The organism is Klebsiella sp. CN_Kp106, assembly GCF_040064575.1.
In the GTDB taxonomy this organism is placed as follows: Bacteria; Pseudomonadota; Gammaproteobacteria; order Enterobacterales; family Enterobacteriaceae; genus Klebsiella; species Klebsiella michiganensis.
Map to the genome: position 1 here is coordinate 72,303 of NZ_JBEAIG010000049.1, position 26,616 is coordinate 98,918.

26 protein-coding genes and 1 other annotated feature are annotated in these 26,616 nt (G+C 58.2%); of the genes, 18 read left to right on the forward strand and 8 right to left on the reverse strand.

Going from position 1 to position 26,616, the window contains the following annotated elements; genetic code table 11:
• Positions 1-44 precede the first annotated feature (44 nt).
• Together ABLU96_RS15345 and ABLU96_RS15350 are read left to right on the forward strand one after the other, a co-directional pair.
• Positions 45-1,382 (forward strand): MFS transporter, encoded by a 1,338-nt coding sequence (locus ABLU96_RS15345; protein WP_071846050.1) that lies wholly within the window; start codon positions 45-47, stop codon positions 1,380-1,382.
• Between the two features lie 51 nt (positions 1,383-1,433).
• A complete protein-coding gene (locus ABLU96_RS15350; protein ID WP_064406031.1) occupies positions 1,434-2,660 on the forward strand; it encodes a DUF3748 domain-containing protein in 1,227 nt (408 codons plus the stop codon).
• A gap of 1 nt (position 2,661) precedes the next feature.
• Here ABLU96_RS15350 and ABLU96_RS15355 read toward each other — a convergent pair whose 3' ends face one another.
• A complete protein-coding gene (locus tag ABLU96_RS15355; protein ID WP_162097183.1) occupies positions 2,662-2,991 on the reverse strand; it encodes a YceK/YidQ family lipoprotein in 330 nt (109 codons plus the stop codon).
• A gap of 303 nt (positions 2,992-3,294) precedes the next feature.
• Positions 3,295-3,369 (forward strand) — a sequence feature (ROSE (Repression Of Heat Shock gene Expression) occurs in the 5'-region of heat shock genes and acts as an RNA thermometer to modulate expression.).
• Between ABLU96_RS15355 and ibpA the strand changes: the two genes are divergently transcribed.
• The 3 genes from ibpA (at position 3,363) to ABLU96_RS15370 (ending at position 6,180) form a co-directional block, all read left to right on the forward strand.
• Entirely contained in the window at positions 3,363-3,776 is a 414-nt protein-coding gene (ibpA, locus tag ABLU96_RS15360) for a small heat shock chaperone IbpA (RefSeq protein WP_004126917.1), read from the forward strand. Its footprint overlaps the feature before it by 7 nt.
• A 117-nt stretch (positions 3,777-3,893) precedes the next feature.
• A complete protein-coding gene (gene ibpB / locus ABLU96_RS15365; protein WP_004126915.1) occupies positions 3,894-4,322 on the forward strand; it encodes a small heat shock chaperone IbpB in 429 nt (142 codons plus the stop codon).
• A gap of 196 nt (positions 4,323-4,518) precedes the next feature.
• Entirely contained in the window at positions 4,519-6,180 is a 1,662-nt protein-coding gene (locus ABLU96_RS15370; protein ID WP_004855675.1) for a putative transporter, read from the forward strand.
• On the opposite strand, the gene ABLU96_RS15375 is transcribed toward ABLU96_RS15370, so the two are convergent.
• Complete coding sequence (locus ABLU96_RS15375; RefSeq protein ID WP_014227323.1) at positions 6,148-6,894, reverse strand: GntR family transcriptional regulator; 747 nt, start codon at positions 6,892-6,894, stop codon at positions 6,148-6,150. The two genes, ABLU96_RS15370 and ABLU96_RS15375, sit on opposite strands and share 33 nt — an antisense overlap.
• Before the next feature lie 341 nt (positions 6,895-7,235).
• On the opposite strand from ABLU96_RS15375, the gene ABLU96_RS15380 reads away from it, so the two are divergent.
• The 5 genes from ABLU96_RS15380 to ABLU96_RS15400 all read left to right on the forward strand — a co-directional run bounded on the left by ABLU96_RS15380 (position 7,236) and on the right by ABLU96_RS15400 (position 11,584).
• Positions 7,236-8,858 (forward strand): alpha-glucoside-specific PTS transporter subunit IIBC, encoded by a 1,623-nt coding sequence (locus tag ABLU96_RS15380; protein ID WP_032751816.1) that lies wholly within the window; start codon positions 7,236-7,238, stop codon positions 8,856-8,858.
• The gene (locus ABLU96_RS15385; RefSeq protein WP_004855669.1) at positions 8,855-10,177 is read left to right on the forward strand and encodes a 6-phospho-alpha-glucosidase; all 1,323 of its coding nucleotides are present in this window, start codon (positions 8,855-8,857) and stop codon (positions 10,175-10,177) included. Before ABLU96_RS15380 ends, ABLU96_RS15385 begins: the two co-directional genes overlap by 4 nt.
• 180 nt (positions 10,178-10,357) lie before the next feature.
• On the forward strand, positions 10,358-10,705 hold the full coding sequence (locus tag ABLU96_RS15390; protein ID WP_004855665.1) for a DUF202 domain-containing protein: 348 nt from the start codon (positions 10,358-10,360) through the stop codon (positions 10,703-10,705).
• The gene (locus ABLU96_RS15395) at positions 10,695-11,057 is read left to right on the forward strand and encodes a DUF202 domain-containing protein (protein WP_014227322.1); all 363 of its coding nucleotides are present in this window, start codon (positions 10,695-10,697) and stop codon (positions 11,055-11,057) included. Before ABLU96_RS15390 ends, ABLU96_RS15395 begins: the two co-directional genes overlap by 11 nt.
• Positions 11,054-11,584, forward strand: a complete 531-nt coding sequence (locus tag ABLU96_RS15400) for a radical SAM protein (RefSeq protein WP_004855659.1) — start codon at positions 11,054-11,056, stop codon at positions 11,582-11,584. The genes ABLU96_RS15395 and ABLU96_RS15400 overlap by 4 nt, the downstream gene beginning before the upstream one ends.
• A gap of 52 nt (positions 11,585-11,636) precedes the next feature.
• On the opposite strand, the gene dsdA is transcribed toward ABLU96_RS15400, so the two are convergent.
• Both dsdA and dsdX read right to left on the reverse strand, forming a co-directional pair.
• Entirely contained in the window at positions 11,637-12,965 is a 1,329-nt protein-coding gene (gene dsdA, locus ABLU96_RS15405) for a D-serine ammonia-lyase (RefSeq protein WP_014227321.1), read from the reverse strand.
• Between the two features lie 17 nt (positions 12,966-12,982).
• Entirely contained in the window at positions 12,983-14,320 is a 1,338-nt protein-coding gene (gene dsdX, locus ABLU96_RS15410; protein WP_004116631.1) for a D-serine transporter DsdX, read from the reverse strand.
• Between the two features lie 223 nt (positions 14,321-14,543).
• Here dsdX and dsdC point away from each other — a divergent pair, with 223 nt between their 5' ends.
• Positions 14,544-15,473, forward strand: coding sequence for a DNA-binding transcriptional regulator DsdC (gene dsdC, locus ABLU96_RS15415; RefSeq protein ID WP_009654317.1), 930 nt, complete (start codon positions 14,544-14,546; stop codon positions 15,471-15,473).
• A gap of 246 nt (positions 15,474-15,719) precedes the next feature.
• Here dsdC and emrD read toward each other — a convergent pair whose 3' ends face one another.
• The 4 genes from emrD to tisB form a co-directional block, all read right to left on the reverse strand.
• A complete protein-coding gene (gene emrD, locus ABLU96_RS15420) occupies positions 15,720-16,904 on the reverse strand; it encodes a multidrug efflux MFS transporter EmrD (protein ID WP_004855651.1) in 1,185 nt (394 codons plus the stop codon).
• Between the two features lie 177 nt (positions 16,905-17,081).
• Positions 17,082-17,915 (reverse strand): DMT family transporter, encoded by an 834-nt coding sequence (locus tag ABLU96_RS15425; RefSeq protein ID WP_047722793.1) that lies wholly within the window; start codon positions 17,913-17,915, stop codon positions 17,082-17,084.
• A gap of 70 nt (positions 17,916-17,985) precedes the next feature.
• Positions 17,986-18,432 carry a GNAT family N-acetyltransferase gene (locus ABLU96_RS15430; RefSeq protein WP_064406029.1) on the reverse strand — a complete coding sequence of 149 codons (447 nt, stop codon included), beginning with the start codon at positions 18,430-18,432 and terminating at the stop codon, positions 17,986-17,988.
• A 71-nt stretch (positions 18,433-18,503) separates the two neighbouring features.
• The gene (gene tisB, locus ABLU96_RS15435) at positions 18,504-18,593 is read right to left on the reverse strand and encodes a type I toxin-antitoxin system toxin TisB (RefSeq protein ID WP_004107126.1); all 90 of its coding nucleotides are present in this window, start codon (positions 18,591-18,593) and stop codon (positions 18,504-18,506) included.
• Positions 18,594-19,173: 580 nt separating this feature from the next.
• On the opposite strand from tisB, the gene ivbL reads away from it, so the two are divergent.
• The 7 genes from ivbL (at position 19,174) to uhpT (ending at position 26,495) form a co-directional block, all read left to right on the forward strand.
• Positions 19,174-19,269 (forward strand): ilvB operon leader peptide IvbL, encoded by a 96-nt coding sequence (gene ivbL, locus ABLU96_RS15440; protein ID WP_004107123.1) that lies wholly within the window; start codon positions 19,174-19,176, stop codon positions 19,267-19,269.
• A 102-nt stretch (positions 19,270-19,371) separates the two neighbouring features.
• Positions 19,372-21,060 (forward strand): acetolactate synthase large subunit, encoded by a 1,689-nt coding sequence (gene ilvB / locus ABLU96_RS15445; RefSeq protein WP_064357591.1) that lies wholly within the window; start codon positions 19,372-19,374, stop codon positions 21,058-21,060.
• A gap of 3 nt (positions 21,061-21,063) precedes the next feature.
• Positions 21,064-21,354, forward strand: a complete 291-nt coding sequence (gene ilvN, locus ABLU96_RS15450; RefSeq protein WP_004855635.1) for an acetolactate synthase small subunit — start codon at positions 21,064-21,066, stop codon at positions 21,352-21,354.
• 182 nt (positions 21,355-21,536) lie between these two features.
• Positions 21,537-22,130 carry a transcriptional regulator UhpA gene (gene uhpA / locus ABLU96_RS15455; RefSeq protein WP_004107112.1) on the forward strand — a complete coding sequence of 198 codons (594 nt, stop codon included), beginning with the start codon at positions 21,537-21,539 and terminating at the stop codon, positions 22,128-22,130.
• 17 nt (positions 22,131-22,147) lie between these two features.
• Complete coding sequence (gene uhpB, locus ABLU96_RS15460; protein WP_162557350.1) at positions 22,148-23,629, forward strand: signal transduction histidine-protein kinase/phosphatase UhpB; 1,482 nt, start codon at positions 22,148-22,150, stop codon at positions 23,627-23,629.
• Positions 23,630-23,638: 9 nt separating this feature from the next.
• Positions 23,639-24,958: an MFS transporter gene (locus ABLU96_RS15465; RefSeq protein WP_032751824.1), complete on the forward strand. Its 1,320-nt coding sequence runs from the start codon at positions 23,639-23,641 to the stop codon at positions 24,956-24,958.
• A gap of 145 nt (positions 24,959-25,103) precedes the next feature.
• Positions 25,104-26,495: a hexose-6-phosphate:phosphate antiporter gene (uhpT, locus tag ABLU96_RS15470; RefSeq protein WP_004126843.1), complete on the forward strand. Its 1,392-nt coding sequence runs from the start codon at positions 25,104-25,106 to the stop codon at positions 26,493-26,495.
• The last annotated feature ends 121 nt before the right edge of the window (positions 26,496-26,616 follow it).

The window sequence follows — 26,616 nt, forward strand, 5'->3', positions numbered from 1 at the left end:
TTATTAATAAAAAATTTAAATAAACCCTCTGTAAATTACCGGGCATGGTGAGCGGCCTCGCTATGCCCAAAATCTGGAGACAGATTGCGATGGATATTTCAGTTACAGCTGCAAAACCCGGGCGTCGTCGTTATTTGACGCTGATTATGATCTTTATTACCGTGGTGATTTGTTATGTTGATCGCGCCAACCTTGCGGTGGCATCGGCGCATATTCAGGAAGAGTTTGGTATTACCAAAGCGGAAATGGGATATGTATTTTCCGCCTTCGCGTGGCTGTATACGCTTTGCCAGATTCCCGGCGGTTGGTTCCTTGACCGCGTGGGCTCAAGGCTGACCTACTTTATCGCTATTTTTGGCTGGTCGGTGGCGACGCTACTGCAGGGATTTGCCACGGGGCTAATGTCGTTGATTGGCCTGCGCGCGATTACCGGGATATTTGAAGCGCCGGCGTTTCCCACCAATAATCGCATGGTGACCAGCTGGTTTCCGGAGCACGAGCGCGCATCAGCCGTCGGTTTTTACACCTCAGGCCAGTTTGTCGGGCTGGCATTCCTGACCCCGCTATTAATCTGGATTCAGGAAATGCTGAGCTGGCACTGGGTATTTATCGTTACCGGCGCTATCGGGATCGTATGGTCACTGATTTGGATTAAGGTTTATCAGCCGCCGCGTCTGACGAAAAGCATCAGCAAAGCCGAGCTGGATTATATTCGCGACGGCGGTGGTCTGGTGGACGGCGATGCGCCCGTTAAAAAAGAGGCGCGGCAGCCGCTGACCAAAGCCGACTGGAAGCTGGTATTCCATCGCAAACTGATTGGCGTTTATCTTGGGCAGTTTGCCGTGACCTCGACGCTGTGGTTCTTCCTGACCTGGTTCCCTAACTATCTGACCCAGGAAAAGGGGATTACGGCGCTGAAAGCGGGCTTTATGACCACAGTTCCGTTCCTTGCCGCCTTTGTTGGCGTGCTGCTCTCCGGCTGGCTGGCGGACAGGCTGGTGAGAAAAGGTTTCTCATTAGGCGCCGCGCGTAAAACCCCGATTATCTGCGGCCTGCTGATCTCGACCTGCATCATGGGCGCAAACTATACCAACGATCCGGTGTGGATTATGGTCCTGATGGCGCTGGCCTTCTTCGGTAACGGCTTCGCCTCCATTACCTGGTCGCTGGTCTCTTCGCTTGCGCCGATGCGGCTTATCGGGTTGACCGGTGGAATGTTTAATTTCGTCGGCGGGCTGGGCGGTATCACCGTTCCGCTGGTGGTGGGTTATCTGGCCCAGGACTATGGTTTTGCTCCTGCGCTGGTTTATATTTCCGTTATTGCGCTGGTGGGCGCGCTCTCTTACATCCTGCTGGTGGGGGATGTCAAACGAGTAGGCTAATTCTTTCCGATACGATACCCTGATGCGAAAGTCTCGCATCAGGGTATGTTTATGAAACAAGTCACCTTTGCTCCCCGTCATCATCAACTTACCAACACGCGCGCCTGGACGGCGGACAGCCGGTGGCTGGTCTTTGACGTTCGTCCCTCTGGCGCCTCTTTTACCGGCGAAACCATCGAGCGGGTGAATGTCGAGACGGGAGAGGTTGAGATCCTCTACTGTGCCGGACAGGGCGCGTACGTTGGCGTGGTGACCGTTCATCCATCGATAGATAAATATGTCTTTATCCACGGGCCGGAAAACCCTGACGAGCGCTGGCATTACGATTTCCACCATCGTCGCGGCGTGGTCTCCTGGCAGGGCGAAACGCACAACCTCGATGCGATGGATATTTCCGCCCCCTATACACCCGGCGCGCTGCGCGGCGGCAGCCATGTGCATGTCTTCAGCCCGAACGGCGAATTTGTCAGCTTTACCTATAACGACCACGTGCTGCATGAACGCGATCCGGCGCTGGATTTGCGCAACGTTGGCGTGGCGGTTCCCTATGGCCCGGTAGCACCGCGTGGGGATCATCCACGAGAATACGGCGGCAGCCACTGGTGCGTGCTGGTCAGCCGCACAACGCCGACCCCCGCGCCGGGCAGCGACGAGATTAATCGCGCCTATGAAGAGGGCTGGGTGGGCAACCGGGCGCTGGCGTTTATTGGCGATACGCTGGCGGTAAATGGCGACAAAGTGCCGGAGCTATTTATTGTCGAGCTGCCGGAGAGCGGGCAGGGCTGGAAGCAGTCTGGCGATGCGCCATTGGCAGGAACGGAAACCACGATGCCGGCTCCCCCTGCCGGCGTTATTCAGCGTCGCTTAACGTTTACCCACCAACGCCGTTACCCGGGACTGGTGAATACGCCGCGTCATTGGGTGCGCGCTAATCCGTCGGCAACGGACATCGCTTTTCTGATGCGCGACGAGGCCGGCGTGGTGCAAATGTGGCTTATCTCGGCGCAGGGAGACAAGCTGCGGCAGCTGACCCACAACCGATCCGATATCCAGTCGGCGTTTAACTGGCATCCATCAGGAAAATGGCTGGGCTTTGTGCTGGAAAACCGCATCGCGCTTTGTGATGCGCGGAGCGGGGAAATCGGCTTTTTGACCGATGAGCATGCCAATCCGCCTTCGGCCGACGCGGTCGTCTTTTCGCCAGACGGCACACGGCTTGCCTGGATGGAGGAGGTGGACAGTTACCGCCAGCTGTGGGTAACCACAACGGCGCGCTAAATCAGGGGTTCGGCATTGGCGCTGGCGGGATCACTGCGTTGGTCGCCAGCGTCTCTTTCTCGCTCTTTTCCACGCGCGATTTAACCGAGCTATCGGTGCGGAACATATCCCACGGTAGCAGCAGCGTGTCCATAACGGCCGTGAGCGGCATATCCAGCGCCACCAGGGATTTCGTACCCCAGTTGGCATCGCTATCTCCCAGCATTTGCGCGCTGGCGCGCGTTCCCGGATAGGTTCCTTCCTTACCGCCGGTATGTGACATCACGCTGGAGCAACCGCCTAAACTTATCATCCCGCTGAACAGGACCAGCTTTAACAGACCGTTTTTCATCATTTTTCCGTCATCGTTACGGGCGTTGATAGAACCTTCTATGTACAAAATCATGCAGGGCGCAGCCAACAGAGCCGCGGCCTGAAGAATGGCGTACATATCGGTTATATCGGGCCATTCCATGGATGCATAGTGCCATTGCGCCGCACTGTGGCAGGCGTCGCACTTTGCCTTTTGTGCTGTCCCTCCAGTCTAAGCAATAGACCGCAAACTGCAAAAAAAATTGCCCATTTCCCCTTGAAAAGGCCATGGATATACCCATTTTAGGAATGTGTCTCCCGGAGAATACGCCGAATGGGTATTCCGGGTAATAACGGCCTGTCCATGATGGAAGGTCAGATAATTCTCGCTGATTTCAGGAGCTATGTATTATGCGTAATTTCGATCTCTCCCCGCTGTATCGTTCTGCTATTGGTTTCGACCGCCTTTTCAATCTGTTAGAAAATAATCAAAGCCAGAGTAATGGCGGCTATCCTCCGTACAACGTTGAGTTAGTAGACGAGAACAACTACCGCATCGCGATTGCCGTTGCCGGTTTTGCCGAGAGCGAACTGGAAATTACCGCGCAGGATAATCTGCTTATCGTAAAAGGCGCCCATGCCGCCGAGCAGAAAGAGCGCACTTACCTGTATCAGGGCATCGCTGAACGCAATTTTGAGCGTAAATTCCAGCTTGCGGAAAATATTCATATTCGCGGCGCCAACCTGGTAAACGGTCTGCTGTATATCGACCTTGAGCGAGTTATTCCTGAAGCGAATAAGCCGCGCCGTATCGAGATCAACTAATTTGTTGGGCCGCGAAGGCGGCCCGGTATTCATTCAAAAAACTGCCCGCCGTCAGGGGGCAAAGGCGAATCCACAGGATTTGCAGATATCCACTCGCTTCTTAGAAGGAGAAAGACTATGCGTAACTACGATTTATCCCCGCTGCTGCGTCAATGGATCGGTTTTGACAAACTGGCCAACGCGCTACAAACCGCCGGTGAAAGCCAGACCTTCCCGCCCTATAACATCGAAAAAAGCGACGACAACCACTATCGCATTACCCTTGCGCTGGCCGGTTTCCGTCAGGAAGATTTGGATATCCAGCTTGAAGGCACGCGCCTGACGGTAAAAGGCGCGCCGCAGCAGCCGGAAAAAGAGACCAAATGGCTGCATCAGGGGCTGGTTAACCAGGCGTTTAGCCTGAGCTTCACGCTCGCCGAAAATATGGAAGTCTCCGGGGCAACCTTTACCAACGGCCTGCTGCATATCGATTTGACCCGCAACGAGCCGGAACAGATCGCACCGCAGCGCATCGCCATCAGCGAGCGCCCCGCGTTAGATAGCTAATTAAGCTAACCACCTATAAAGCCCCGATGTTCGGGGCTTTTTTGTGCGTGATACGCATTACTTTGTCCTTTCTTGCTGTGTTCAACAAAATGGTCGTTGGCTGATCCCGTGATTATTGTGCGCCAGGCGGCATACAGCCTGGTGAGTACCGGTCATAATCCTCATTGTGAGTAATGTTATACACAGGGAAGAGACGATGAGTGATATAGCATTGACCGTTAGCGTATTGGCGCTGGTGGCGGTCGTCGGATTGTGGATCGGCAATGTAAAAGTGCGCGGTGTCGGCTTCGGTATCGGAGGCGTGCTGTTTGGCGGTATTATCGTCGGCCACTTTGTGGACCAGGCGGGCATTACGCTCAGCAGCCCTATGCTGCACTTTATTCAGGAATTTGGCCTGATTCTCTTCGTGTATACCATCGGTATCCAGGTGGGGCCGGGCTTCTTCGCCTCGCTGCGCGTCTCCGGCCTGCGGCTGAACCTCTTCGCTATTCTGATCGTCATTCTCGGCGGCCTGGTCACCGCGGTCCTGCATAAACTGTTCGATATCCCTCTTCCCGTGGTGCTCGGCATCTTCTCCGGCGCGGTAACCAACACGCCTGCGCTGGGGGCCGGGCAGCAGATCCTGCGCGACCTTGGCGTACCGCTTGATACCGTCGATCAGATGGGGATGAGCTACGCCATGGCCTATCCGTTTGGCATCTGCGGCATTTTGCTGACCATGTGGCTGGTGCGACTGTTTTTCCGCATCAACGTCGAGAAAGAAGCCCAGCAGTTTGACGAGATCAGCGGCAACGGCCACGCGCATCTTCAGACCATCAACGTGCGGGTCGAAAACCCCAACCTGAACAATATGGCGATTCAGGATGTGCCGATGCTTAACAGCGACAAGCTGATCTGCTCGCGCCTCAAGCGCGAGGAGATGCTAATGGTGCCCGCGCCGAATACCCTGATTCAGCTCGGGGACCTGCTGCACCTGGTCGGGCGACCGGAGGATTTACACAATGCCCAGCTGGTGATTGGCAAGGAGGTTTCCACTTCGCTCTCCACGCGCGGTACCGATCTGAAAGTCGAGCGCGTGGTGGTCACTAACGAAAAAGTATTGGGTAAACGCATACGCGATCTGCACTTTAAACAGCGCTATGACGTGGTGATCTCGCGACTCAATCGCGCCGGGGTTGAGCTGGTCGCCAGCAGCCATGCCAGCCTGCAGTTCGGCGATATTCTTAACCTCGTCGGCCGTCCGGAGGCGATTGACGCGGTGGCCGCCGAGCTGGGCAACGCCCAGCAAAAACTGCAGCAGGTGCAGATGCTGCCGGTATTTATCGGTATTGGCCTGGGCGTGCTGCTGGGCTCCATTCCGCTGTTTATTCCGGGGTTCCCGGCGGCGCTGAAGCTGGGCCTGGCAGGGGGGCCGCTGATTATGGCGCTGATCCTCGGGCGTATCGGCAGCATCGGTAAGCTCTACTGGTTTATGCCGCCCAGCGCTAACCTTGCGCTGCGCGAGCTGGGCATTGTGCTGTTTCTCGCGGTGGTTGGCCTGAAATCCGGCGGCGATTTTGTGGCGACGCTGATTGACGGTGATGGCATGAGCTGGATTGTCTACGGCATCTTTATCACCGCTATCCCACTGCTGGCTGTCGGTATTCTGGCGCGGATGCTGGCGAAGATGAACTACCTGACCCTGTGCGGGATGCTGGCCGGTTCAATGACCGACCCGCCCGCGCTGGCCTTTGCCAACAACCTGCATGCCACCAGCGGCGCGGCGGCGCTCTCTTACGCGACCGTTTATCCGCTGGTCATGTTCTTACGTATTATCACGCCGCAGCTACTGGCGGTGCTGTTCTGGGGGATAGGTTAACGGATTCTCCGCCTGGACGCGCCGCAGGTGGTAGTCCACCTGATACTCGCTGGCGTTACGGAACATCACCGAATAGTTAAGAAACTCGCCGCTGTCGCTGTAGGAAAGGGAGGTTATACGCAGCAGCGGCGTCTGCTCCGGCACGTTCATCGACTGCGCCAGCTGCCTGTCCGCCAGCACCGGCGACAGCGTTTCATAGTTGCCGCTAATGGTTATGCCACACTCCTTCTCGATGTAATCGAACTTCGACCCTTCCAGATGCACCAGCGACAGATTGCGAAACAGCTTCACCGGCATATAGCTGTCCTCCAGCATTAGCGGCTTGCCATCGACATAGCGCACCCGGCGCGAGAAGTAGATCCGTTCATCAATTTGTATCCGCAGCAGGCTGGCGATAGCCGGGGGGGCGGGCATCACCTCAAAAACCAATACCCGGCTGACCACCTCTTTACCCTGCTTGCGCAGCACCTCGGCCAGCCCGGTCAGATTGCTGGTTTCATGATGCAGGTCTTTGCGGGCGACGTAGGTGCCGGAGCCGTGCCGACGCACCACCAGTCCCCAGGTGACCAGCAGATCGATGGCTTTGCGGATAGTCATGCGCGCGACGCCGAACTCTTCCGCCAGCTTTTTTTCCCCGGGAAGCGGGCTGCCGACTTCGAAATCGGAGGAGTTGAGACGCAAACGTAATCTGTCGGCGATGGATTTGTAGATCACCAGTAGACCTCTATTCACTCAGTTGAAAACGATGATGCACGGATTATTAGCTTTAAAAATAGAGTTAATACATATGGATAAATACGCTTCGTTACAGAGGCGTAATCAGCGCAATTCAGGATGTCTAATTTTTACTTAAAAAGTAGACAACATTGGCGCAATTAAAACCATGAAAGCGATCACGAATCGTAACGGCGCCGCATGTTGTTGACCGGGCAAATTTCTATTCTCGTTTCAGGCCAGTACAAATAATTACCCTGAATCATTCACCGCGGTACGTGAAGCATGTCGGGTATGGATAAGGCCACTCACCCTATGAGTTGTTATATGAGGATTTTCAAATGCTCAGTCAAATACAACGCTTTGGCGGCGCCATGTTTACCCCGGTTTTACTCTTTCCTTTCGCCGGGATCGTGGTGGGTATCGCCATTATGCTGCGCAACCCGATGTTCGTCGGGGAAGCGCTCACAGCACCCGATAGTTTATTTGCTCAGATCGTTCACATTGTTGAAGAGGGCGGCTGGACCGTCTTTCGTAATATGCCGCTGATTTTCGCCGTCGGTCTGCCGATCGGCCTGGCGAGACAGGCCCAGGGCCGGGCCTGCCTGGCGGTACTGGTCAGCTTCCTCACCTGGAACTACTTCATCAACGCCATGGGGATGACCTGGGGCCACTTCTTCGGCGTCGATTTTTCCGTGGAGCCGACGCCAGGCAGCGGCCTGACGATGATGGCCGGGATTAAAACGCTCGATACCAGCATTATCGGCGCGATCGTTATCTCCGGGCTGGTGACCGCCCTGCATAACCGCTACTTCGATAAACCGCTGCCGGTGTTTCTGGGGATTTTCCAGGGCTCCTCGTTTGTGGTGATTGTCGCCTTCCTGGCGATGATCCCCTGCGCCTGGCTGACCTTGCTGGGCTGGCCAAAAGTGCAGATGGGCATTGAATCGCTGCAGGCCTTCTTACGCTCGGCCGGGGCGCTGGGGGTCTGGGTCTATATTTTCCTCGAGCGCATTCTGATCCCGACCGGTTTACATCACTTTGTCTACGGACCGTTTATTTTCGGCCCGGCGGTAGTGGAAAGCGGTATTCAGGTTTACTGGGCGCAGCATTTACATGAGTTCAGCCAGAGTACCGAGGCGCTGAAAACTCTCTTCCCGGAAGGCGGATTCGCGCTGCACGGTAACTCGAAGGTCTTTGGTTCCGTGGGTATCGCGCTGGCGCTCTACTACACCGCCGCGCCGGAAAATCGCGTGAAAGTCGCCGGTCTGCTGATTCCCGCCACCCTGACCGCCGTACTGGTGGGAATAACCGAGCCGTTAGAGTTCACCTTCCTGTTTATCTCGCCGCTGCTGTTTGCCGTCCATGCGGTGCTGGCGGCCACTATGGCGACGGTGATGTATATCTGCGGCGTGGTAGGCAACTTTGGCGGCGGCCTGCTCGACCAGTTTCTGCCGCAAAACTGGATCCCCATGTTCCACAACCATGCCTCAATGATGTTTATCCAGATAGGCGTTGGCGTGTGCTTCACCGCGCTCTACTTCGTCATCTTCCGCACGTTGATTCTGCGCCTGAACCTGAAAACGCCGGGCCGCGAAGAGAGTGAAATTAAGCTCTACAGCAAAGCGGATTACCAGGCCGCGCGCGGCAAAACCAGCGCCGCGGGGGCTGCGGATACCAAACTGGGCCAGGCCGCCGGCTTCCTGCAGGCGCTGGGCGGAGCGGGGAATATCGAAAGCATTAATAACTGCGCCACCCGGCTGCGCATCGCGCTGGTCGATATGGCGAAGACGCAAAGCGACGACGTCTTTAAAGCGCTGGGCGCCCACGGCGTAGTCCGCCGCGGCAACGGAATTCAGGTCATCGTCGGCCTGCACGTTCCTCAGGTGCGCGACCAGCTGGAAACCCTCATCAAAGATTCTCTACAGACCGAACAAACCACCATGACGGAGGCAGTATCATGAAAAAATTCTCAGTTGTTATCGCAGGCGGCGGCAGTACCTTCACCCCGGGCATCGTGCTGATGCTGTTAGCGAACCAGGATCGCTTCCCGCTGCGGTCGCTGAAATTTTACGACAACGACGGCGCGCGTCAGGAGACCATCGCCGAGGCGTGCAAAGTGATCCTCAAAGAGCAGGCGCCGGAGATTGAATTCAGCTATACCACCGACCCGCAGGCGGCCTTTACCGACGTTGATTTCGTGATGGCGCATATCCGCGTGGGCAAATACCCGATGCGTGAAAAAGATGAAAAAATTCCGCTGCGCCACGGCGTGCTGGGGCAGGAAACCTGCGGCCCTGGCGGTATAGCCTACGGTATGCGCTCCATCGGCGGCGTCCTGGAGCTGGTGGACTATATGGAAAAATATTCGCCGAACGCCTGGATGCTGAACTACTCCAACCCGGCGGCCATTGTGGCGGAAGCGACCCGTCGCCTGCGTCCGAACGCCAGAATTCTCAACATTTGCGATATGCCGATCGGTATCGAAGGGCGGATGGCGCAAATCGTCGGCCTCAAGGACCGCAAGCAGATGCGCGTGCGCTATTATGGGCTGAACCACTTCGGCTGGTGGACCTCGATTGAAGATCTGCAGGGTAACGATTTGATGCCGAAACTGCGCGAACACGTGGCGAAATTCGGCTATGTTCCGCCATCAAACGATCCCCATACCGAGGCGAGCTGGAACGACACCTTCGCCAAGGCGAAGGACGTGCAGGCGCTGGATCCGGATACGATGCCGAATACTTACCTTAAGTATTATCTGTTCCCGGACTACGTCGTGGCGCACTCCAATCCGGAACGCACCCGCGCCAACGAGGTGATGGACCACCGTGAGAAAAACGTCTTTAGCGCCTGCCGGGCCATTATTGCCGCGGGCCACTCGTCCGCAGGCGATCTGGAAATTGACGAACACGCGTCCTACATCGTCGATCTGGCGGCGGCGATTGCCTTTAATACTCAGGAACGCATGCTGCTGATTGTGCCAAACAACGGGGCGATTCATAACTTTGACGCCGATGCGATGGTGGAAATTCCGTGCCTGGTTGGCCACAACGGACCGGAGCCGTTGACGGTAGGCGATATTCCCCACTTCCAGAAAGGGATGATGAGCCAGCAGGTTGCGGTGGAAAAACTGGTGGTGGATGCCTGGGAACAGCGCTCTTATCACAAGTTGTGGCAGGCCATTGCGCTGTCGAAAACCGTGCCGAGCGCATCCGTTGCGAAAGCGATTCTTGATGACCTGATTGCGGCCAATAAAGCGTACTGGCCGGAACTGCATTAATCCTGCTGACCGGCAGCCACAGGGTGCCGGTTATTCATTTATCGGCCTGATAGCTCGACTTTATACGGTTATCAGGCCTGAGCTTCCTCTGAAACGGGGCGATTATTAATGCCCTCCGCTTTGGCAGTCAGGTAGAATCGGCGGTATTTTACGCAACCGGGAATCCATCAAGGAGTCATGATGAAAATATCCCGCCTTGGTGAAGCGCCGGATTACCGCTTCTCGCTGGCGAATGAACGTACCTTTCTGGCGTGGATCCGCACTTCGCTTGGCTTTTTAGCCGGTGGCGTCGGCCTGGACCAGCTGGCGCCGGATTTCGCTACGCCGCTGATTCGCGAAATTCTGGCGCTGCTGCTGTGCCTGTTTGCCGGCGGTCTGGCGATTTACGGCTATATACGCTGGCTGAGCAACGAAAAGGCGATGCGGCTGAAACAGGATCTTCCCTATACCCGCACGCTGCTGCTGATCAGTATTCTGCTGACCCTCGTCATCGTGGTGGTGATGGCGCTGGTGCTCTATGCCGGATAATCGCCGGGCGCGTCGCGAGAGCGATCCGGGCCTGCAGCCGGAGCGTACGTCGCTGGCCTGGTTTCGCACCCTTTTAGGCTATGGCGCGCTGCTGGCGCTGGCGATTAAGCACCACTGGCATCAGGCGGGGATCGCATTCTGGATTTCGCTGTGCATATTGCCGTTCGCCGCCCTTATCCTCTGGCGCTATACCCGCAGCCGCAATCTGATGAACGTTGAGCAAAGCGATTTTGCTCAGCCGCAGGCGGTTCGTGACAAATTTTTGATCGCATTCGCAGTACTTTCCCTGTCATTGTTGTTTGCTGTAACCCATATACGACAGGTGATTTTGTTTATTAAGGATATGACATGACAGGATGTCAGGCCGATTACGGTGACGATCGGCACTGCGGTAACTGCAAATCGCTGGCGAGCGATCTTCCGGTACAGGAAGTCATTATCGATCGTCAGGCGTGCCAACGCCCCGAGCGTGTCTATCATCAACTGAGCGCTCAGGGAGCCGTGGCCATCAAGTTTATTCCCCATCTGCAACCTTCCGACGCCCGGCTGTGGGGGGATTTCCTCTGCGCGGTGTTTGCGATTTGGGTTAAAGAAGATGCTAACCGCATCGTCGTGCCGCTGTTTGAGGCCACGCTGCGCGCCTGGCGCGGCGAGTCGGTGCAGTATGCCAACAATCCGCCGGGGCCTGCCTGCGCGGGCTGCGCCTGGCTAAGATTATGCGGTGGGGGCTGCCCGCAGCTGCGTCTGGAGGATGGCTCCAATGCGCTATGCGAGGGTTACCGGCAGTTTTATAGCTGGAGCGCCCCCTATATGCGCGTTCTGCGCGATCTACTCAATCAGCACCGTTCGCCGGTTGAGCTTATGCATCTGCTGCGCTAAAAAATGGCGACGAAAGAAGCTTCGTCGCCATCGCGTTGACCTGACGGGAGGTTTACCGTCCTTTTGCCAGATACTGCGCCATCTCCTCTTCCGGCACCATGCCGCCGCCGGTTGCCCACACAAGGTGGGTCGCATTGCGCATCTGCCCGGCGGTGAAACCGTGCATCTGCTGATACGCCTGGCTGGCGCAGACCCGCTGCGGCCCGGCCATGCCGGCCAGCGCGGACGGCTCCAGGCGAATACCTTCTTCCTCGGCTAACCAACCCAGCATGTCGTACATTGTCTGGTCATCGAGAGAGTAGAACCCATCCAGCAGGCGCTCCATTGCCCTGCCAACGAAACCGGAAGCGCGGCCTACCGCCAGACCGTCCGCGGCGGTCAGATTATCAATTCCCAGATCCTGAACCGAAATCTGGTCATGCAGGCCGGTATAAACCCCCAGCAGCATGCAAGGGGAGTGGGTCGGTTCGGCGAAGAAGCAGTGGACGTTATCGCCAAACGCCAGCTTCAGGCCAAACGCCACGCCGCCGGGGCCGCCGCCAACGCCGCACGGCAGATAAACAAACAGCGGATGACTGGCGTCCACCACGCGCCCTTCGCGGGCAAACTGCGCTTTTAGCCGCTCGCCGGCCACGGAGTAGCCGAGGAACAGGGTGCGCGAGTTCTCATCATCGATAAAGAAGCAGTTCGGGTCGGACTCGGCGGCTTTACGCCCCTGCTCAACCGCCACGCCGTAATCCTCTTCGTACTCCACCACCGTCACGCCGTGGCTGCGCAGTTTGGCCTTTTTCCACGCTCTGGCGTCGGCGGACATATGGACCGTCACCTTGAAGCCGATGCGCGCGCTCATTATGCCAATCGACATCCCCAGGTTGCCGGTGGAGCCAACGGCGATGCTGTACTGGCTGAAGAACGTCCTGAACTCGGGGGTCAGCAGCTTGCGGTAGTCGTCGGCTGTGTTTAACAATCCCGCGTCGATCGCCAGTTTTTCCGCGTGGGTCAGGACTTCATAAATGCCGCCGCGGGCCTTAATCGAGCCGGAAATCGGCAGGTGGCTGTCTTTCTTCAGCAGCAGATCGCCAGCAATGGGCTGACGAAAGGTTTTTTCCAGCCGGGCCTTCATTGCCGGGATGGCCACCAGCTCGGATTCGATAATCCCGCCGGTGGCGGCGGTTTCCGGAAAGGCTTCCGCCAGATAGGGCGCAAAACGATCGAGGCGGGCGTGGGCATCCTGAACGTCTTCTGTCGTCAGGCCAACGTAGGGTAACCCCTCCGCCAGCGACGTCGTTGACGGGTTAAACCAAGTGGTTTCTTTCAGGGCTATCAGCTCCTCCAGTAGAGGAAACTGGGCGAGTAAAGTGGTCATGTCAGCGTTTTTCATATTACGTCTCTTTGCGCTCAGATGATGAAAGAAAGCAGGAATGTACCGGCCAGTGCAAGCAGCGAAGCGATAAAGGTCGCCGTGGTATAGTATTTGAACGTTTCGTTAAGGCTTGCCCCGCAGTACTGCTTAACCAGCCAGAACAGGGAATCCGTCACGATAGTGCAGCCAATCGCGCCGGAGCCGATGGCGATAGCGATGATTTCAGGGCTCACGCCGGGATAGAGCGGCAGCATCGGCGCGACGATGGCGGTTGCGCCCATCATGGCGACGGTGGCGGAACCGACGGCGGCATGCAGAATCAGCGCCACCAGCCAGGCCAGCAGAATCGGGTGCATATCGAGGTTCGACAGAATCACCGCCAACGTATCGGCCAGGCCGCTGGTTTTCAGAATGGCGTTAAAGGCCCCGCCTGCGCCGATAATCAGCAGGATATTGGCGATAGAACCGAAACAGTTTTCCGTATGCGTCAGCAGGGTGCTCATGCCCATATTCTGGCGGATGCCCAGCACGTAGTAGGCCACAAAGACGGCGATAAACATGGCGGTGATCGGGTTGCCGATAAACTCCAGCAGCATATACAGCGTGCCGCCTTTGGTCATATTCAGTTCGGCGATGGTTTTTACCAGCATCAGGCCGATCGGCAGCAGCACCGTAAACAGCGTGGCGCCCAGCGACGGCAGGGTCTCTTCTTTGCGTACTTCGAGGTTGGCAAACTCAGCCGGTACCGCTTTAAACGGCAGGCGGTTGCCGAGCAGCCGCAGGAACAGCGGGCCGCCGACCAGCGAAGCCAGCAGGCCCACCAGCAGACCGTAAACGATCACCGTTCCGATATCCGCGCCCAGCTTGTTGGCGACGAACAGCGCAGCCGGATGCGGCGGCACCACGCAGTGCACCGCCATCAGCGCTGTACACAGCGGGATGGCCAGCTTCAGCAGCGACGTGTTGGTCTTTTTGGCAATGGAAAACGCCAGCGGAATCAGCAGCACCACGCCCACTTCAACGAACAGGGTGATCCCGCAAATCAGGCCCACCAGCACCATAATGACGTCGGCGGACAGCCAGCGGCAGCGCTGGAGCGTCAGGCCAATACGTTCCGCTGCGCCGGAGACCTCCATCATTTTGCCGAGAATCGTCCCCAGCCCAATCACCGCCGCAAGGAAGCCCAGCGTGCCGCCAATCCCGCTCTCAATGGCGTTAACCATATCCAGCGGGCTCATGCCCATCATGGCGCCGACGAAAAAGCTTGCCAGCAGTAGCGCCAGAAACGGGTGAAACTTCAGTTTGACGATAGTTAATACAATCAACACGATGCTGATCAGCAGCGTGCTCACAACCCAGATCTGAGATTCCATACCCCACCTCGCCTGTGAATAATCTATGGGTATTGAACAGAAAAACGGCACGCGCTGACAAACGATATAAACGGCCCTTCAGGTGAGTCAGATTGAATCAAAAAGGTGATTTTGCTCTAAAATTGTCTGTTATGTGTGCTATGCATCACTTTTATTCATCTTTAACGCGCAGCTGGCGCGAAAAATTTCTTACACTCGGCGGGGAATAGTGAAGGAGTAAGAGATGGAGACGCTAAAAGAGTTAGGCACTCGCCTGCTTAACGGCTGGCAGCTATCGAAGCTGTATACCTTTGAAGTCGCCGCCCGGCATGAGTCGTTTGCGCTGGCGGCGGAGGAGCTGTCGCTGACGCCCAGCGCGGTGAGCCACCGTATCAATCAGCTGGAAGAAGAGCTGGGGATCCAGTTGTTTGTGCGTTCGCACCGCAAAGTAGAGCTGACGCATGAAGGTAAGCGGGTGTTCTGGGCGCTGAAGTCCTCGCTGGATAGCCTGAACCAGGAAATTCTGGATATTAAAAACCAGGAGCTGTCGGGGACGTTAACGGTCTATTCGCGCCCGTCCATCGCCCAGTGCTGGCTTGTTCCCGCGCTCGGCGATTTTACCCGCCGCTATCCGTCGATCTCGCTTACCGTGCTGACCGGCAACGATAACGTCAATATGCAGCGCGCGGGCATCGATCTGGCAATCTACTTCGATGATGCGCCTTCCTCGCAGCTGAGCCACCATTTTCTGATGGATGAGGCCATCGTACCGGTCTGCACGGCGGATTACGCGCGCCAGCATCAGCTACAGCAGAACCCCGGCAATCTTCGTCACTGTACGCTGCTGCACGATCGTCAGGCGTGGAGCAACGATTCCGGCACCGATGAGTGGTTCAGCTGGGCGCAGACATTTTGCGTAGATTTGCCGCAATCGTCGGGTATTGGCTTCGATCGTTCGGATTTAGCGGTGATTGCCGCGATGAATCACGTTGGCGTGGCGATGGGGCGTAAGCGGCTGGTGCAAAAGCGCCTGGAGAGCGGCGAGCTGATCGCACCGTTCGGCGAGATGACCCTGAAGTGCCATCAGCACTACTACGTGACGACCCTGCCGGGCCGTCAGTGGCCGAAAATTGACGCCTTTATCCACTGGCTGCAGAGTCAGGCGCAATTATGATGACCGGCTTAGTTTCATCCCGGTGGCGCTGCGCTGACCGGGCTACGGGTTTACCTCCGTTTGCGGGCCGGTAGCCCGGACAGGCGCGTCAGGCGCCGCCTCCGGGAAATATGCCGGGGCTGATAATTCGCCACCGCTTCCCGGCTTGCGCTGCGCTTAGCCGGGCTACGGGTTCATCGGCGTCCGTCATTTTGTAGCCCGGGTAAGACGCCCCGCGTCGCGACCCGGGGAACCCGCAATGAAGCCTTAAACCGGCTGCTGGTGTTGATGAAAGCGCGACGCCAGCGGCAGCCAGCACAGCAGAATCAGCAATCCCATCAGCATCATCAGCAGGCCGAGGCTGCCCTGACCGGTTTGCGGCATCATCGCCGACAGCCACGCCAGCACGCCGGAACCGATATTCTGCAGCCCGCCCACCAGCGCCCCGGCGGTGCCGGCGAGGAACGGGAAGGGCTCCATCGCGCCGCTGGTTGCCAGCGGGAACAGCATCCCCGCGCCAAAAAAGAATAGCGCGGCGGGAACCAGCAGGGTCCAGACGGTCATCACGCCCAGCAGGCCAGGGATCCACATCAGCACCCCCGCCAGCAGGCAGCAAATCACCGACTGCCACATCAGCGTCGGGAAGCGTTTGTTCGGCCGGCCGGCAAACCAGGCGCCAAAGAACGCCGCCGGGATCGGCAGAATAAACAGAATGCTGACCGACATACTGCTCAGACCCAGTACCGCGCCCATCAGCACGCCGGAACAGGCTTCGAACACGGCAATGCCCGCCAGGCCGCCGATCAGCATCAGCAGATAGCAGTTGAACGCGCCGGTACCGAACAGCGTTTTATAGTTGGTGATGAGCCGGGTACGCGGCGCGCCGGTGGGCCGGGTTTCCGGCATCCAGCGCGCCATGCTGAAGGTGACGCCGGCGCAAAGTACCAGCAGAAATACGAAGCAGGCCCGCCAGTTCCATAAGGTATCGAGAATGCCGCCAATCAGCGGCGCGAGCAGCGGGCTAACCAGAATCCCCATATTCAGCAGGCTATTGGCGTGCCTGAGCTGCGCCCCTTCATACAGATCGCGCGGCAGGGTTCGCGCCATCACGCCGCCGACGCCGGTACCCATCCCCTGCATTGCGCTGGCGGCAATCAGCACCGGCAGGCTATGGGTGGTAATGGCAACCAGCGTCGCCAGCATAAAAATGGACATTCCCACCAGGATCACCGGGCGGCGGCCAACGCGATCGGAGAGCGGGCCGTAGAAAAGCTGCGAGACGCCGTAGGTCAGCAGATAAGCGGCCATCACGCTCTGCACCGCGCCTTCGCGAACGTTGAGCGATATCGCCATATCGGCAATCGCCGGAATATAAATGGTCTGCGCCATCTGGCCTACGGCCACCAGCAGCACCAGCATCAACAACAAATTGAAGTTCTTATGCCGTTTCATGTCGATGAATACTTTGTATAAAGTTGAAGATGAAGAATATGTGACTGGCACACCCGCTAAACGATGGAGGAATCTACCACATAAAAATGACAGAACAACCCTGTAAGGGGGGATTGTCGGGGATGTTCAGGCAGGTTTTGTAAACGAAAGTCGGCAACTAATGTTGCCATGTGTGGATTAAGACAGCCGCAGCAGAATCGCCCCGGCGGCAATGCCGCAGGCGGCGGCGATGCGCAATGGAACTACCTTCTCTTTCAACAGGATAAACGCGATAACTGCGCCAAAAAGAATCGAGGTTTCGCGCAGGGCGGCCACCACCGCCAGCGGCGCCTGGGTCATTGCCCACAGCGCCAGGCCATAGGAGCCCATGGTACCGACGCCGCCGACCATGCCTTTCTTCCAGTGCTGGCGCAGATAGCGGCTGGCCTGCGGGCGCCGGGCAATCATCGCCCAGCCCAGCAGACAGAAGCCGTTCATAAAAAAGGTCCACAGGGTATAGCCCAGCGCGGTTTCTGAAAGCCGCACACCGGTTCCGTCAACCAGCGTGTAGCCCGCAATGAAGCAGGCGTTGATCAGCGCCAGTACGATACCCCGGCTCGAACTGGCGCGCCCGTTAAAGGCCATCGCCAGAATCGCCAGGCAGATGACGCCGATGCCCAGCCACGCCAGCGGGGAGAGAGTGTCGCCAAGAAAGGCGACGCTGATTATCGCCACCAGTAGCGGGGCGGTCCCGCGCATCAGCGGATAGGTCTGGCTCATATCCGAGACCTGATAGGTTTTTGCCACCAGCACCGTATACACCACCTGTAGCGCGCAGGAGACGGCAAGAAACGGCACGCTGGCGAGCGTGGGTTGGGGGGCAAAAGGGAGCAGAACCAGGGCGATGAGCGAGGCAGAGCCGCTAACGCCTACCGCTGCGTACATTTTATCGCCGCTGGCTTTAACGATAGCGTTCCAGCTGGCGTGAAGCAGGGCGGCGAACAGCAAAATACAGAATACGGTAATGGTCATTGCGGCCTGGCGCTGGGGAATAAATCGTCAACGGACTGTAACATGCGCACTCTTCAGCAGCCAGTGGCGGCTAGAGCGAACAGAACAGACGATGGGTGACCCGGGGTTCATCATATATCGGGCGAAATCCCAGATTTTCATAAAACGACCAGGCCGTTGACGGCGCATGGGTGTTGAGAAAATCAAAGCTGCTGCCGGAGTGGGTGATAACCGAGACCAGCAGCTGATGCCCGATCCCCTGCCGACGATGGCGATCGGCGATATACAAATGGCGGATGCGACCGGCCCGCGGCTGCTGGCTAAAAGGGTCGATGTTAAGCCCGCACACGCCGACCAGCTGCCCGTGCGCAAAAGCCCCCAGCAGCTTTTCTCCCGGCGCGTTAAAACGGTTTTCCCCGTTCTGCCAGTTCTCCGCCAGGCGACGCAGCATGTTCAGGTTTTGCGCCAGGCTTTCGGCGCGGAGCGCCGAAAAACCGGGTTCGTCCGGGGTGATAGCGGCGATCAACAACGATGCCATAATTTTTCTCCGTCAGGTTAGCCTGTAGAGGGGCGGTTTCCCGCCCCTCTCAGGTGCGACTTGAACCTGAATCAGCGGAACTGCTTCAGGACTGCATCAAGTAGTTGCAACACGGCAACCATGAGTTTCAGGATCAGAACAACGATATCCACTCCGCCCATACGCGTCTCCTCTGGTTCAGGAGCACAACCGGCTGGCGTACCTTTCCGCCGCCTGTTGCCAGCCAGGGTATACCCGTCATATTCAGGCGCCACCTGCCGGTGGCGGACTCAATAATTCGGGGTATTTGTTGACGTAACACAGTGTGCTCTTCTGGGGTTAAGGCGCTGACGGCACCACCCGTTTCAGCCAGGACTTTTTTGCGCCGGTAAAAGTGCGGCCCCAGATTCCCCCTGCGTACCCCCTCAGTATAGAATGAATACTGTATATATGAACAGTATTTTTTGGACAAATTTGTATATGCGATCCATACTCTAAATCAGCAAAAACCATCGTGAAAATTGCGCCTTCTTCCCCGATCGCGTATACTTTTTTCGTTGACGTAATACAGTGTGCTTGCGGCTACCAACCGTAAAAACACCGAACAGAAAACCTCGCCGCGGCGGGGTTTTTTGTTTTTATCCCGCCGCAAATTAATGTGATCTTCCGCGCAGTTTCTCCTGGTTGAAAATAAATCCATTGTGAAATGACAAAAGCTGTGTTTGTATAAATTCATTCCTTTTTTGAGACAACAGGTCCCTCATGAACGCTACCACGCTGACTTCGACCCTACTACTAACCGCGCCTGCCGCGGTGGTCGTCGTGTCTGTGGTGGTCGTCGTCGGCAACGCGCCGTAGGGTCCGGAACAACACGAATTCCAAACCCCGCCGGCGCAAACCGAGCGGGGTTTTTCGTTTCATGCCCCCCGGTAAGTCGGCCCAGAATAAAAGGACTGGAGCATGGCAAGTTCGGGCACAACATCACAAAAAATGCGCTTCACTGGCGCACAGTTAGTCGTTCATTTACTGGAGCGTCAGGGGATCACCACGGTCAGCGGCATTCCGGGCGGCTCCATCCTTCCCATTTACGATGCGTTAAGCCAAAGCACGCAGATCCGCCATATTCTGGCGCGTCACGAGCAGGGCGCGGGGTTTATTGCCCAGGGCATGGCGCGCACCGAGGGCAAACCGGCGGTGTGTATGGCCTGTAGCGGCCCGGGAGCCACTAACCTGATCACCGCTATCGCCGACGCCCGTCTGGATTCGATTCCGCTGGTGTGCATTACCGGCCAGGTTCCGGCCTCAATGATCGGCACCGACGCTTTCCAGGAAGTCGACACCTACGGTATCTCTATCCCCATCACGAAACATAACTATCTGGTACGCAACATTGCTGAGCTGCCGCAGGTGATAAGCGACGCGTTTCGCATCGCGCAGTCCGGGCGACCAGGGCCGGTGTGGATAGATATTCCTAAGGATGTTCAGGCCGCGACCATTGAGCTTGACGCCCTGCCGGAACCCGGCGCCCGTACGGCGCCTCCGACGTTCGATAGCGCCAGCGTGCGTGAAGCGGCGGCGATGATTAACGCCGCGCAGCGTCCGGTACTCTATCTGGGCGGTGGGGCGATCAACGCGCCTGAGCCCATTCGGCAACTGGCGGAAAAAGCCAACCTGCCAACCACCCAGACCCTGATGGCGCTGGGGATGCTGCCGAAAGCGCATCCGCTGTCGCTGGGCATGCTGGGGATGCACGGCGCGCGCAGCACCAATTTTATTTTGCAAGAGGCTGATTTATTGGTTGTTTTAGGCGCCCGTTTTGATGACCGGGCGATTGGTAAAACCGAGCAGTTCTGCCCGAACGCGAAAATTATCCACGTTGATATCGACCGCTCTGAGCTGGGTAAAATCAAACAGCCGCACGTAGCGATTCAGGGCGATGTTGGCGAAGTGCTGGCGCAGCTGATCCCGCAGGTCGAGGCGCAGCCGCGCAGCGAATGGCTGCAGCTGGTGGCCGATCTGCAGCGGGAGTTCCCCTGCACCATTCCGCAGGAGCAAGACCCGCTTACCCACTATGGCCTGATTAACGCCGTTGCCGCCTGCGTTGACGATGAGGCAATCGTGACCACCGACGTCGGCCAGCACCAGATGTGGGTCGCGCAGGCGTATCCGCTCAACCGCCCGCGCCAGTGGCTGACCTCCGGCGGCCTCGGCACCATGGGCTTTGGTCTGCCTGCCGCGGTAGGCGCGGCGCTGGCTAACCCGCAGCGCAAGGTCATCTGCTTCTCCGGCGATGGCAGCCTGATGATGAACATTCAGGAAATGGCTACCGCGGCGGAAAATCAGCTGGACGTAAAAATCATCCTGATGAATAACGAAGCGCTGGGGCTGGTTCACCAGCAGCAGAGCCTGTTCTATAAGCAGGGCGTGTTCGCCGCGACCTATCCTGGCATGGTCAACTTTATGCAGATCGCCGCCGGTTTTGGTCTGCAAACCTGTGATTTAAATAACGAAGCCGATCCGCAGGCGGCGCTGCAGGCGATTATCGACCGCCCGGGTCCGGCGCTGATCCACGTGCGTATCGATGCCGAAGAAAAAGTGTATCCGATGGTACCGCCGGGTGCGGCCAATACTGAAATGGTGGGGGAATAAGCCATGCAACAAGCGACTCATGAAAACGTTATTCTACAGCTCACCGTGCGCAACCACCCTGGCGTGATGACCCACGTTTGCGGCCTGTTTGCCCGCCGCGCATTTAACGTGGAAGGCATTCTTTGTCTGCCGATCCCGGACAGCAACCAGAGCCGCATCTGGCTACTGGTCAACGACGATCAGCGCCTCGGGCAGATGATTAGCCAGATCGAAAAGCTGGAAGACGTTGAGAAGGTGGTGCGCAATCAGTCCGATCCCTCCATGTTCAGCAAAATCGCGGTGTTCTTCGAATAATCGCTCGCGGCTTGATCCGCTGCGCGCGATAAACAAAATCACTCAAGCCGCATCAGGGCGGCAACTCTGAGAATCCCCCGGGAGCTGACTGAAGTCAGTGACTGGGGGGAACAGAGGCAGCTTGAAGGATGACGTTTATACCGTTAAGGTAAGCGCGTTTTTTATCCTCCCCAGGAATCGCCATGACCACAATCGCCCTTATTGACGATCATCTTATCGTCCGCTCCGGCTTTGCCCAACTGCTGGGGCTGGAAGCCGATTTTCAGGTCGTCGCCGAATTCGGTTCCGGGCGCGAAGCGCTGGCGGGGCTGCCCGGCCGCGGCGTGCAGGTCTGTATCTGCGATATCTCGATGCCGGATATCTCCGGGCTTGAGCTGTTAAGCCAGCTACCGAAAGGGATGGCGATCGTGATGCTGTCGGTGCACGACAGCCCGGCGCTGGTGGAGCAGGCGCTGAACGCCGGCGCGCGCGGCTTTCTCTCCAAGCGCTGCAGCCCGGATGAGCTGATCGCCGCCGTCCGCACCGTGGCGGCCGGCGGCTGCTACCTGACGCCGGATATCGCCATGAAGCTGGCGGCCGGGCGACGAGACCCGCTCACCAAACGCGAACGCGAGGTGGCGGAAAAGCTGGCGCAGGGGATGGCGGTAAAAGAGATTGCCGCCGAGCTGGGCCTGTCGCCAAAAACCGTGCACGTTCATCGCGCTAATCTGCTGGAAAAGCTGGGCGTCAGCAACGACGTCGAGCTGGCGCGCCGCATGTTCGATAGCTGGCAATGAACGCCTTTCTCTCCCGGCTGCTCTCGGTTATCGGCTGTTGCTTTATCTTTTCCGCCGCGTGGTTTTGCCTGTGGAGCATCAGCCTGCACCTGGTGGAGCGTGCCGACCTTGCGGTGCTGCTTTTCCCCTTTGGCCTGCGTCTTGGCCTGATGCTGCAGTGTCCGCGCGGCTACTGGCCGGTTCTGCTGGGCGCTGAGTGGCTGCTGATCTTCTGGCTGACGCAGGAAGTGGCGCTGGCGCACCCGATAATATTGATGACCGGAAGTCTGTTGACCCTGCTGCCGGTGGCGCTGATTTCGCGCTATCGCCAGCAGCGCGACTGGCTCACCCTGCTGCGCCAGGGAGGGGCGCTGATCGCCGCTGCGCTGCTCCAGTCGCTGCCGTGGCTGCCGGAAGGCAAGGAGGGGCTGAACGCGCTGCTGCTGACCCTGACCGGCGGCCTGACGCTGGCGCCTACCTGCCTGGTTATCTGGCACTACCTTACCAGTACCGTCTGGCGGCCGCTGGGGCCATCGCTGGTCTCGCAGCCGGTAAACTGGCGCGGGCGGCATCTTATCTGGTACCTGCTGCTGTTCAGCGTCAGCCTCTGGCTCCAGCTGGGGCTGCCCGCCGAGCTCTCGCGATTTACGCCCTTCTGCCTGGCGCTGCCTATTATCGCCCTGGCCTGGCACTACGGCTGGCAGGGCGCGCTGATCGCGACCCTGATGAACGCCATCGCGCTGATTGCCAGCCAGAGCTGGCACGATCATCCGGTGGATTTGCTGCTTTCGCTGCTGGCGCAAAGCCTGACGGGCCTGCTGCTGGGCGCTGGCATTCAGCGGCTGCGCGAGCTGAATCAGTCGCTGCAAAACGAGCTGGTGCGTAACCAGCGGCTGGCGGAACGCCTGCTGGAAACCGAAGAGAGCGTGCGCCGCGAGGTGGCCCGCGAGCTGCACGATGATATCGGCCAGACCATCACCGCCATCCGTACTCAGGCGGGGATCGTCCAGCGTCTGGCGCCCAACAGCGCCAGCGTCAGGCAGAGCGGCCAGCTGATTGAGCAGCTTTCGCTCGGCGTCTATGATTCGGTACGCCGCCTGCTGGGCCGCCTGCGCCCGCGCCAGCTGGACGACCTGACGCTTGAACAGGCGGTGCGTTCGCTGATGCGCGAAATGGAGCTGGAGGACCGCGGTATGGTCAGCCATCTGGCGTGGCGCATTGATGAGTCGCTGCTGAGCGAAAACCAGCGCGTCACCCTGTTCCGCGTCTGCCAGGAAGGGCTGAATAATATCGTCAAACACGCCAGCGCCAGCGCCGTCACGCTGCAGGGCTGGCAGCAGGAGCAGCGACTGATGCTGGTGCTGGAGGATGACGGCTGCGGCCTGCCGCCGGGCTCCGGTCAGCAGGGCTTCGGCCTGACCGGCATGCGCGAGCGCGTCAGCGCGCTGGGCGGCACCTTAACCATCTCCTGCACCCACGGCACCCGCGTTTGCGTCAGCCTGCCGCTGCGCTACGCCTGAGGAGCGACGATGTTTGCCTTTTTGAAATCCCCGCCCGATGCTCCGCCGATTACCGACAAACCGGCGCTGGACGCGCGCTACCGCTACTGGCGTCGGCATATTCTGCTGACCATCTGGCTGGGCTATGCGCTGTTTTATTTTACGCGTAAAAGCTTTAACGCCGCCGTGCCGGAAATCCTCGCCAGCAACGTGCTGACGCGCAGCGATATCGGCCTGCTGGCAACGCTGTTCTACATCACCTACGGGCTGTCGAAATTTTTCTCCGGTATCGTCAGCGACCGCTCTAACGCCCGCTATTTTATGGGCATCGGTTTGGTCGCTACCGGCGTGGTGAATATTCTGTTTGGCTTTTCCACTTCGCTGTGGGCCTTCGCGCTGCTGTGGGCGCTGAACGCCTTCTTCCAGGGCTGGGGCTCGCCGGTGTGCGCCCGTTTGCTGACGACCTGGTATTCGCGCACCGAACGCGGCGGCTGGTGGGCGCTGTGGAATACGGCGCATAACGTCGGCGGGGCGCTGATCCCGATGGTGGTTGGCGCGGCGGCGCTGCACTACGGTTGGCGAACGGGGATGATGATTGCCGGCATGCTGGCGATCCTCGCCGGGCTGTTTCTCTGCTGGCGGCTGCGCGACCGGCCGCAGGCGGTAGGACTGCCCGCCGTGGGCGACTGGCGGCACGATGAACTGGAGATTGCCCAGCAGCAGGAAGGGGCTGGCCTGACCCGTAAAGAGATCCTCACCAAATACGTGCTGCTGAATCCCTATATCTGGCTGCTCTCGCTGTGCTACGTGCTGGTGTACGTGGTGCGCGCGGCGATTAACGACTGGGGCAACCTGTATATGTCGGAAACGCTCGGCGTCGATCTGGTCACGGCGAATTCGGCGGTCACCATGTTCGAGGTGGGCGGCTTTATCGGCGCGCTGGTGGCGGGCTGGGGCTCGGATAAACTGTTTAACGGCAACCGCGGGCCGATGAACCTGATTTTCGCCGCCGGTATTTTGCTGTCGGTGGGCGGCCTCTGGCTGATGCCGTTCGCCAGCTACGTGATGCAGGCGGCCTGCTTCTTCACGACCGGCTTTTTCGTTTTTGGCCCACAGATGCTGATCGGCATGGCGGCGGCGGAGTGCTCGCACAAAGAGGCGGCGGGGGCGGCAACCGGCTTTGTTGGCCTGTTTGCCTATCTTGGCGCATCGCTCTCCGGCTGGCCGCTGGCGCAGGTGATGGAAATCTGGCACTGGAGCGGCTTTTTCGTGGTTATCGCCATTGCCGCCGGCATTTCCGCCCTGCTGCTGCTGCCGTTTTTAAACGCCCAGGCGCCGCGAGAAGCGTGACCCACTTCACCTTTCTTCGCCGAAGGGCGTAAAACTAAGAAATTTTCCCGGTTTCGCCTGGACGCTGTCTCAGGCGAGTCTCCCGGCTGATTTTTACAATGCCTGCCATTCGCAGGTACTAAATCAGCTCAGGAGTCACCCAATCATGCTGGCCTTCTTAAACCAGGTGCGTAAGCCAACCCTGGACCTGCCGCTCGAAGCGCGGCGCAAAATGTGGTTCAAACCGTTCATGCAGTCGTATCTGGTGGTTTTCATCGGCTATCTGACCATGTACCTGATCCGCAAAAACTTTAACATCGCGCAGAACGACATGATCTCCACCTACGGGTTGAGCATGACGCAGCTGGGGATGATCGGTCTCGGATTCTCAATCACCTACGGCGTGGGTAAAACGCTGGTTTCTTACTACGCAGACGGTAAGAACACCAAGCAGTTTCTACCGTTTATGCTGATCCTTTCGGCCATCTGTATGCTTGGCTTCAGCGCCAGCATGGGTGCAGGGTCGACCAGCCTGTTCCTGATGATCGCCTTCTACGCTCTGAGCGGCTTTTTCCAGAGCACTGGCGGCTCATGCAGCTATTCGACTATTACCAAGTGGACGCCTCGCCGTAAGCGCGGCACCTTCCTCGGCTTCTGGAATATTTCTCACAACCTCGGCGGCGCCGGCGCGGCGGGCGTAGCGCTGTTTGGCGCCAACTACCTGTTCGACGGCCACGTGATCGGGATGTTTATCTTCCCGTCGATTATCGCGCTGATCGTCGGTTTTATCGGCCTGCGCTTCGGCAGCGACTCCCCGGAATCCTACGGTCTCGGTAACGCCGAAGAGCTGTTTGGCGAAGAGATCAGCGAAGAGGATAAAGAGACGGAAGAGAACGCCATGACCAAATGGCAGATCTTCGTCGAGTACGTACTGAAGAACAAAGTCATCTGGCTGCTGTGCTTCTCCAATATCTTCCTGTACGTGGTGCGCATCGGTATCGACCAGTGGTCCACCGTTTACGCTTTCCAGGAGCTGAAGCTCTCCAAAGAGGTGGCGATTCAGGGCTTTACCCTGTTTGAAGTGGGCGCGCTGGTCGGCACGCTGCTGTGGGGCTGGCTGTCGGATCTGGCAAACGGTCGTCGCGCGCTGGTGGCCTGCGTTGCGCTGGCGTTGATTATCGCCACCCTGGGGGTTTATCAGCACGCCAGTAACCAATACGTTTATCTCGCCTCGCTGTTTGCGCTGGGCTTCCTGGTGTTTGGCCCCCAGCTGCTGATCGGCGTTGCCGCGGTAGGTTTCGTGCCGAAAAAGGCGATTGGCGCTGCCGACGGGATCAAGGGCACCTTCGCCTATCTGATCGGCGACAGCTTCGCCAAGCTGGGCCTCGGGATGATTGCCGACGGTACGCCGATTTTCGGCCTCACCGGCTGGGCGGGCACCTTTGCGGCGCTGGATGCGGCGGCGATTGGCTGCATCTGCCTGATGGCCATCGTCGCGGTGTTTGAGGAACGTAAAATCCGCCGTCAGAAAAAGACGCAAACGTTGCAGACTGCCTGAGTCATTGGGTGTGAGTCACGTTGCCCGGCCCCTGCGCCGGGCTTTTTTATGCCTCTTGCCGGGCGGTTTGATGATAGCGATACGGGGCCGCGATAAGTCACATTATGGTACGTCCGGCAGT

Excerpts from the sequence above, each read along its gene's own strand:
- ABLU96_RS15345 (WP_071846050.1), top strand. The coding sequence starts at position 45 with ATGGTGAGCGGCCTCGCTATGCCCAAAATCTGGAGACAGATTGCGATG.
- ABLU96_RS15350 (WP_064406031.1), top strand. The coding sequence starts at position 1,434 with ATGAAACAAGTCACCTTTGCTCCCCGTCATCATCAACTTACCAACACG.
- ABLU96_RS15355 (WP_162097183.1), bottom strand. The coding sequence starts at position 2,991 with ATGAAAAACGGTCTGTTAAAGCTGGTCCTGTTCAGCGGGATGATAAGT.
- ibpA (WP_004126917.1), top strand. The coding sequence starts at position 3,363 with ATGCGTAATTTCGATCTCTCCCCGCTGTATCGTTCTGCTATTGGTTTC.
- ibpB (WP_004126915.1), top strand. The coding sequence starts at position 3,894 with ATGCGTAACTACGATTTATCCCCGCTGCTGCGTCAATGGATCGGTTTT.
- ABLU96_RS15370 (WP_004855675.1), top strand. The coding sequence starts at position 4,519 with ATGAGTGATATAGCATTGACCGTTAGCGTATTGGCGCTGGTGGCGGTC.
- ABLU96_RS15380 (WP_032751816.1), top strand. The coding sequence starts at position 7,236 with ATGCTCAGTCAAATACAACGCTTTGGCGGCGCCATGTTTACCCCGGTT.
- ABLU96_RS15385 (WP_004855669.1), top strand. The coding sequence starts at position 8,855 with ATGAAAAAATTCTCAGTTGTTATCGCAGGCGGCGGCAGTACCTTCACC.
- ABLU96_RS15390 (WP_004855665.1), top strand. The coding sequence starts at position 10,358 with ATGAAAATATCCCGCCTTGGTGAAGCGCCGGATTACCGCTTCTCGCTG.
- ABLU96_RS15395 (WP_014227322.1), top strand. The coding sequence starts at position 10,695 with ATGCCGGATAATCGCCGGGCGCGTCGCGAGAGCGATCCGGGCCTGCAG.
- ABLU96_RS15400 (WP_004855659.1), top strand. The coding sequence starts at position 11,054 with ATGACAGGATGTCAGGCCGATTACGGTGACGATCGGCACTGCGGTAAC.
- dsdA (WP_014227321.1), bottom strand. The coding sequence starts at position 12,965 with ATGAAAAACGCTGACATGACCACTTTACTCGCCCAGTTTCCTCTACTG.
- dsdX (WP_004116631.1), bottom strand. The coding sequence starts at position 14,320 with ATGGAATCTCAGATCTGGGTTGTGAGCACGCTGCTGATCAGCATCGTG.
- dsdC (WP_009654317.1), top strand. The coding sequence starts at position 14,544 with ATGGAGACGCTAAAAGAGTTAGGCACTCGCCTGCTTAACGGCTGGCAG.
- emrD (WP_004855651.1), bottom strand. The coding sequence starts at position 16,904 with ATGAAACGGCATAAGAACTTCAATTTGTTGTTGATGCTGGTGCTGCTG.
- ABLU96_RS15425 (WP_047722793.1), bottom strand. The coding sequence starts at position 17,915 with ATGACCATTACCGTATTCTGTATTTTGCTGTTCGCCGCCCTGCTTCAC.
- ABLU96_RS15430 (WP_064406029.1), bottom strand. The coding sequence starts at position 18,432 with ATGGCATCGTTGTTGATCGCCGCTATCACCCCGGACGAACCCGGTTTT.
- tisB (WP_004107126.1), bottom strand. The coding sequence starts at position 18,593 with ATGGGCGGAGTGGATATCGTTGTTCTGATCCTGAAACTCATGGTTGCC.
- ivbL (WP_004107123.1), top strand. The coding sequence starts at position 19,174 with ATGAACGCTACCACGCTGACTTCGACCCTACTACTAACCGCGCCTGCC.
- ilvB (WP_064357591.1), top strand. The coding sequence starts at position 19,372 with ATGGCAAGTTCGGGCACAACATCACAAAAAATGCGCTTCACTGGCGCA.
- ilvN (WP_004855635.1), top strand. The coding sequence starts at position 21,064 with ATGCAACAAGCGACTCATGAAAACGTTATTCTACAGCTCACCGTGCGC.
- uhpA (WP_004107112.1), top strand. The coding sequence starts at position 21,537 with ATGACCACAATCGCCCTTATTGACGATCATCTTATCGTCCGCTCCGGC.
- ABLU96_RS15465 (WP_032751824.1), top strand. The coding sequence starts at position 23,639 with ATGTTTGCCTTTTTGAAATCCCCGCCCGATGCTCCGCCGATTACCGAC.
- uhpT (WP_004126843.1), top strand. The coding sequence starts at position 25,104 with ATGCTGGCCTTCTTAAACCAGGTGCGTAAGCCAACCCTGGACCTGCCG.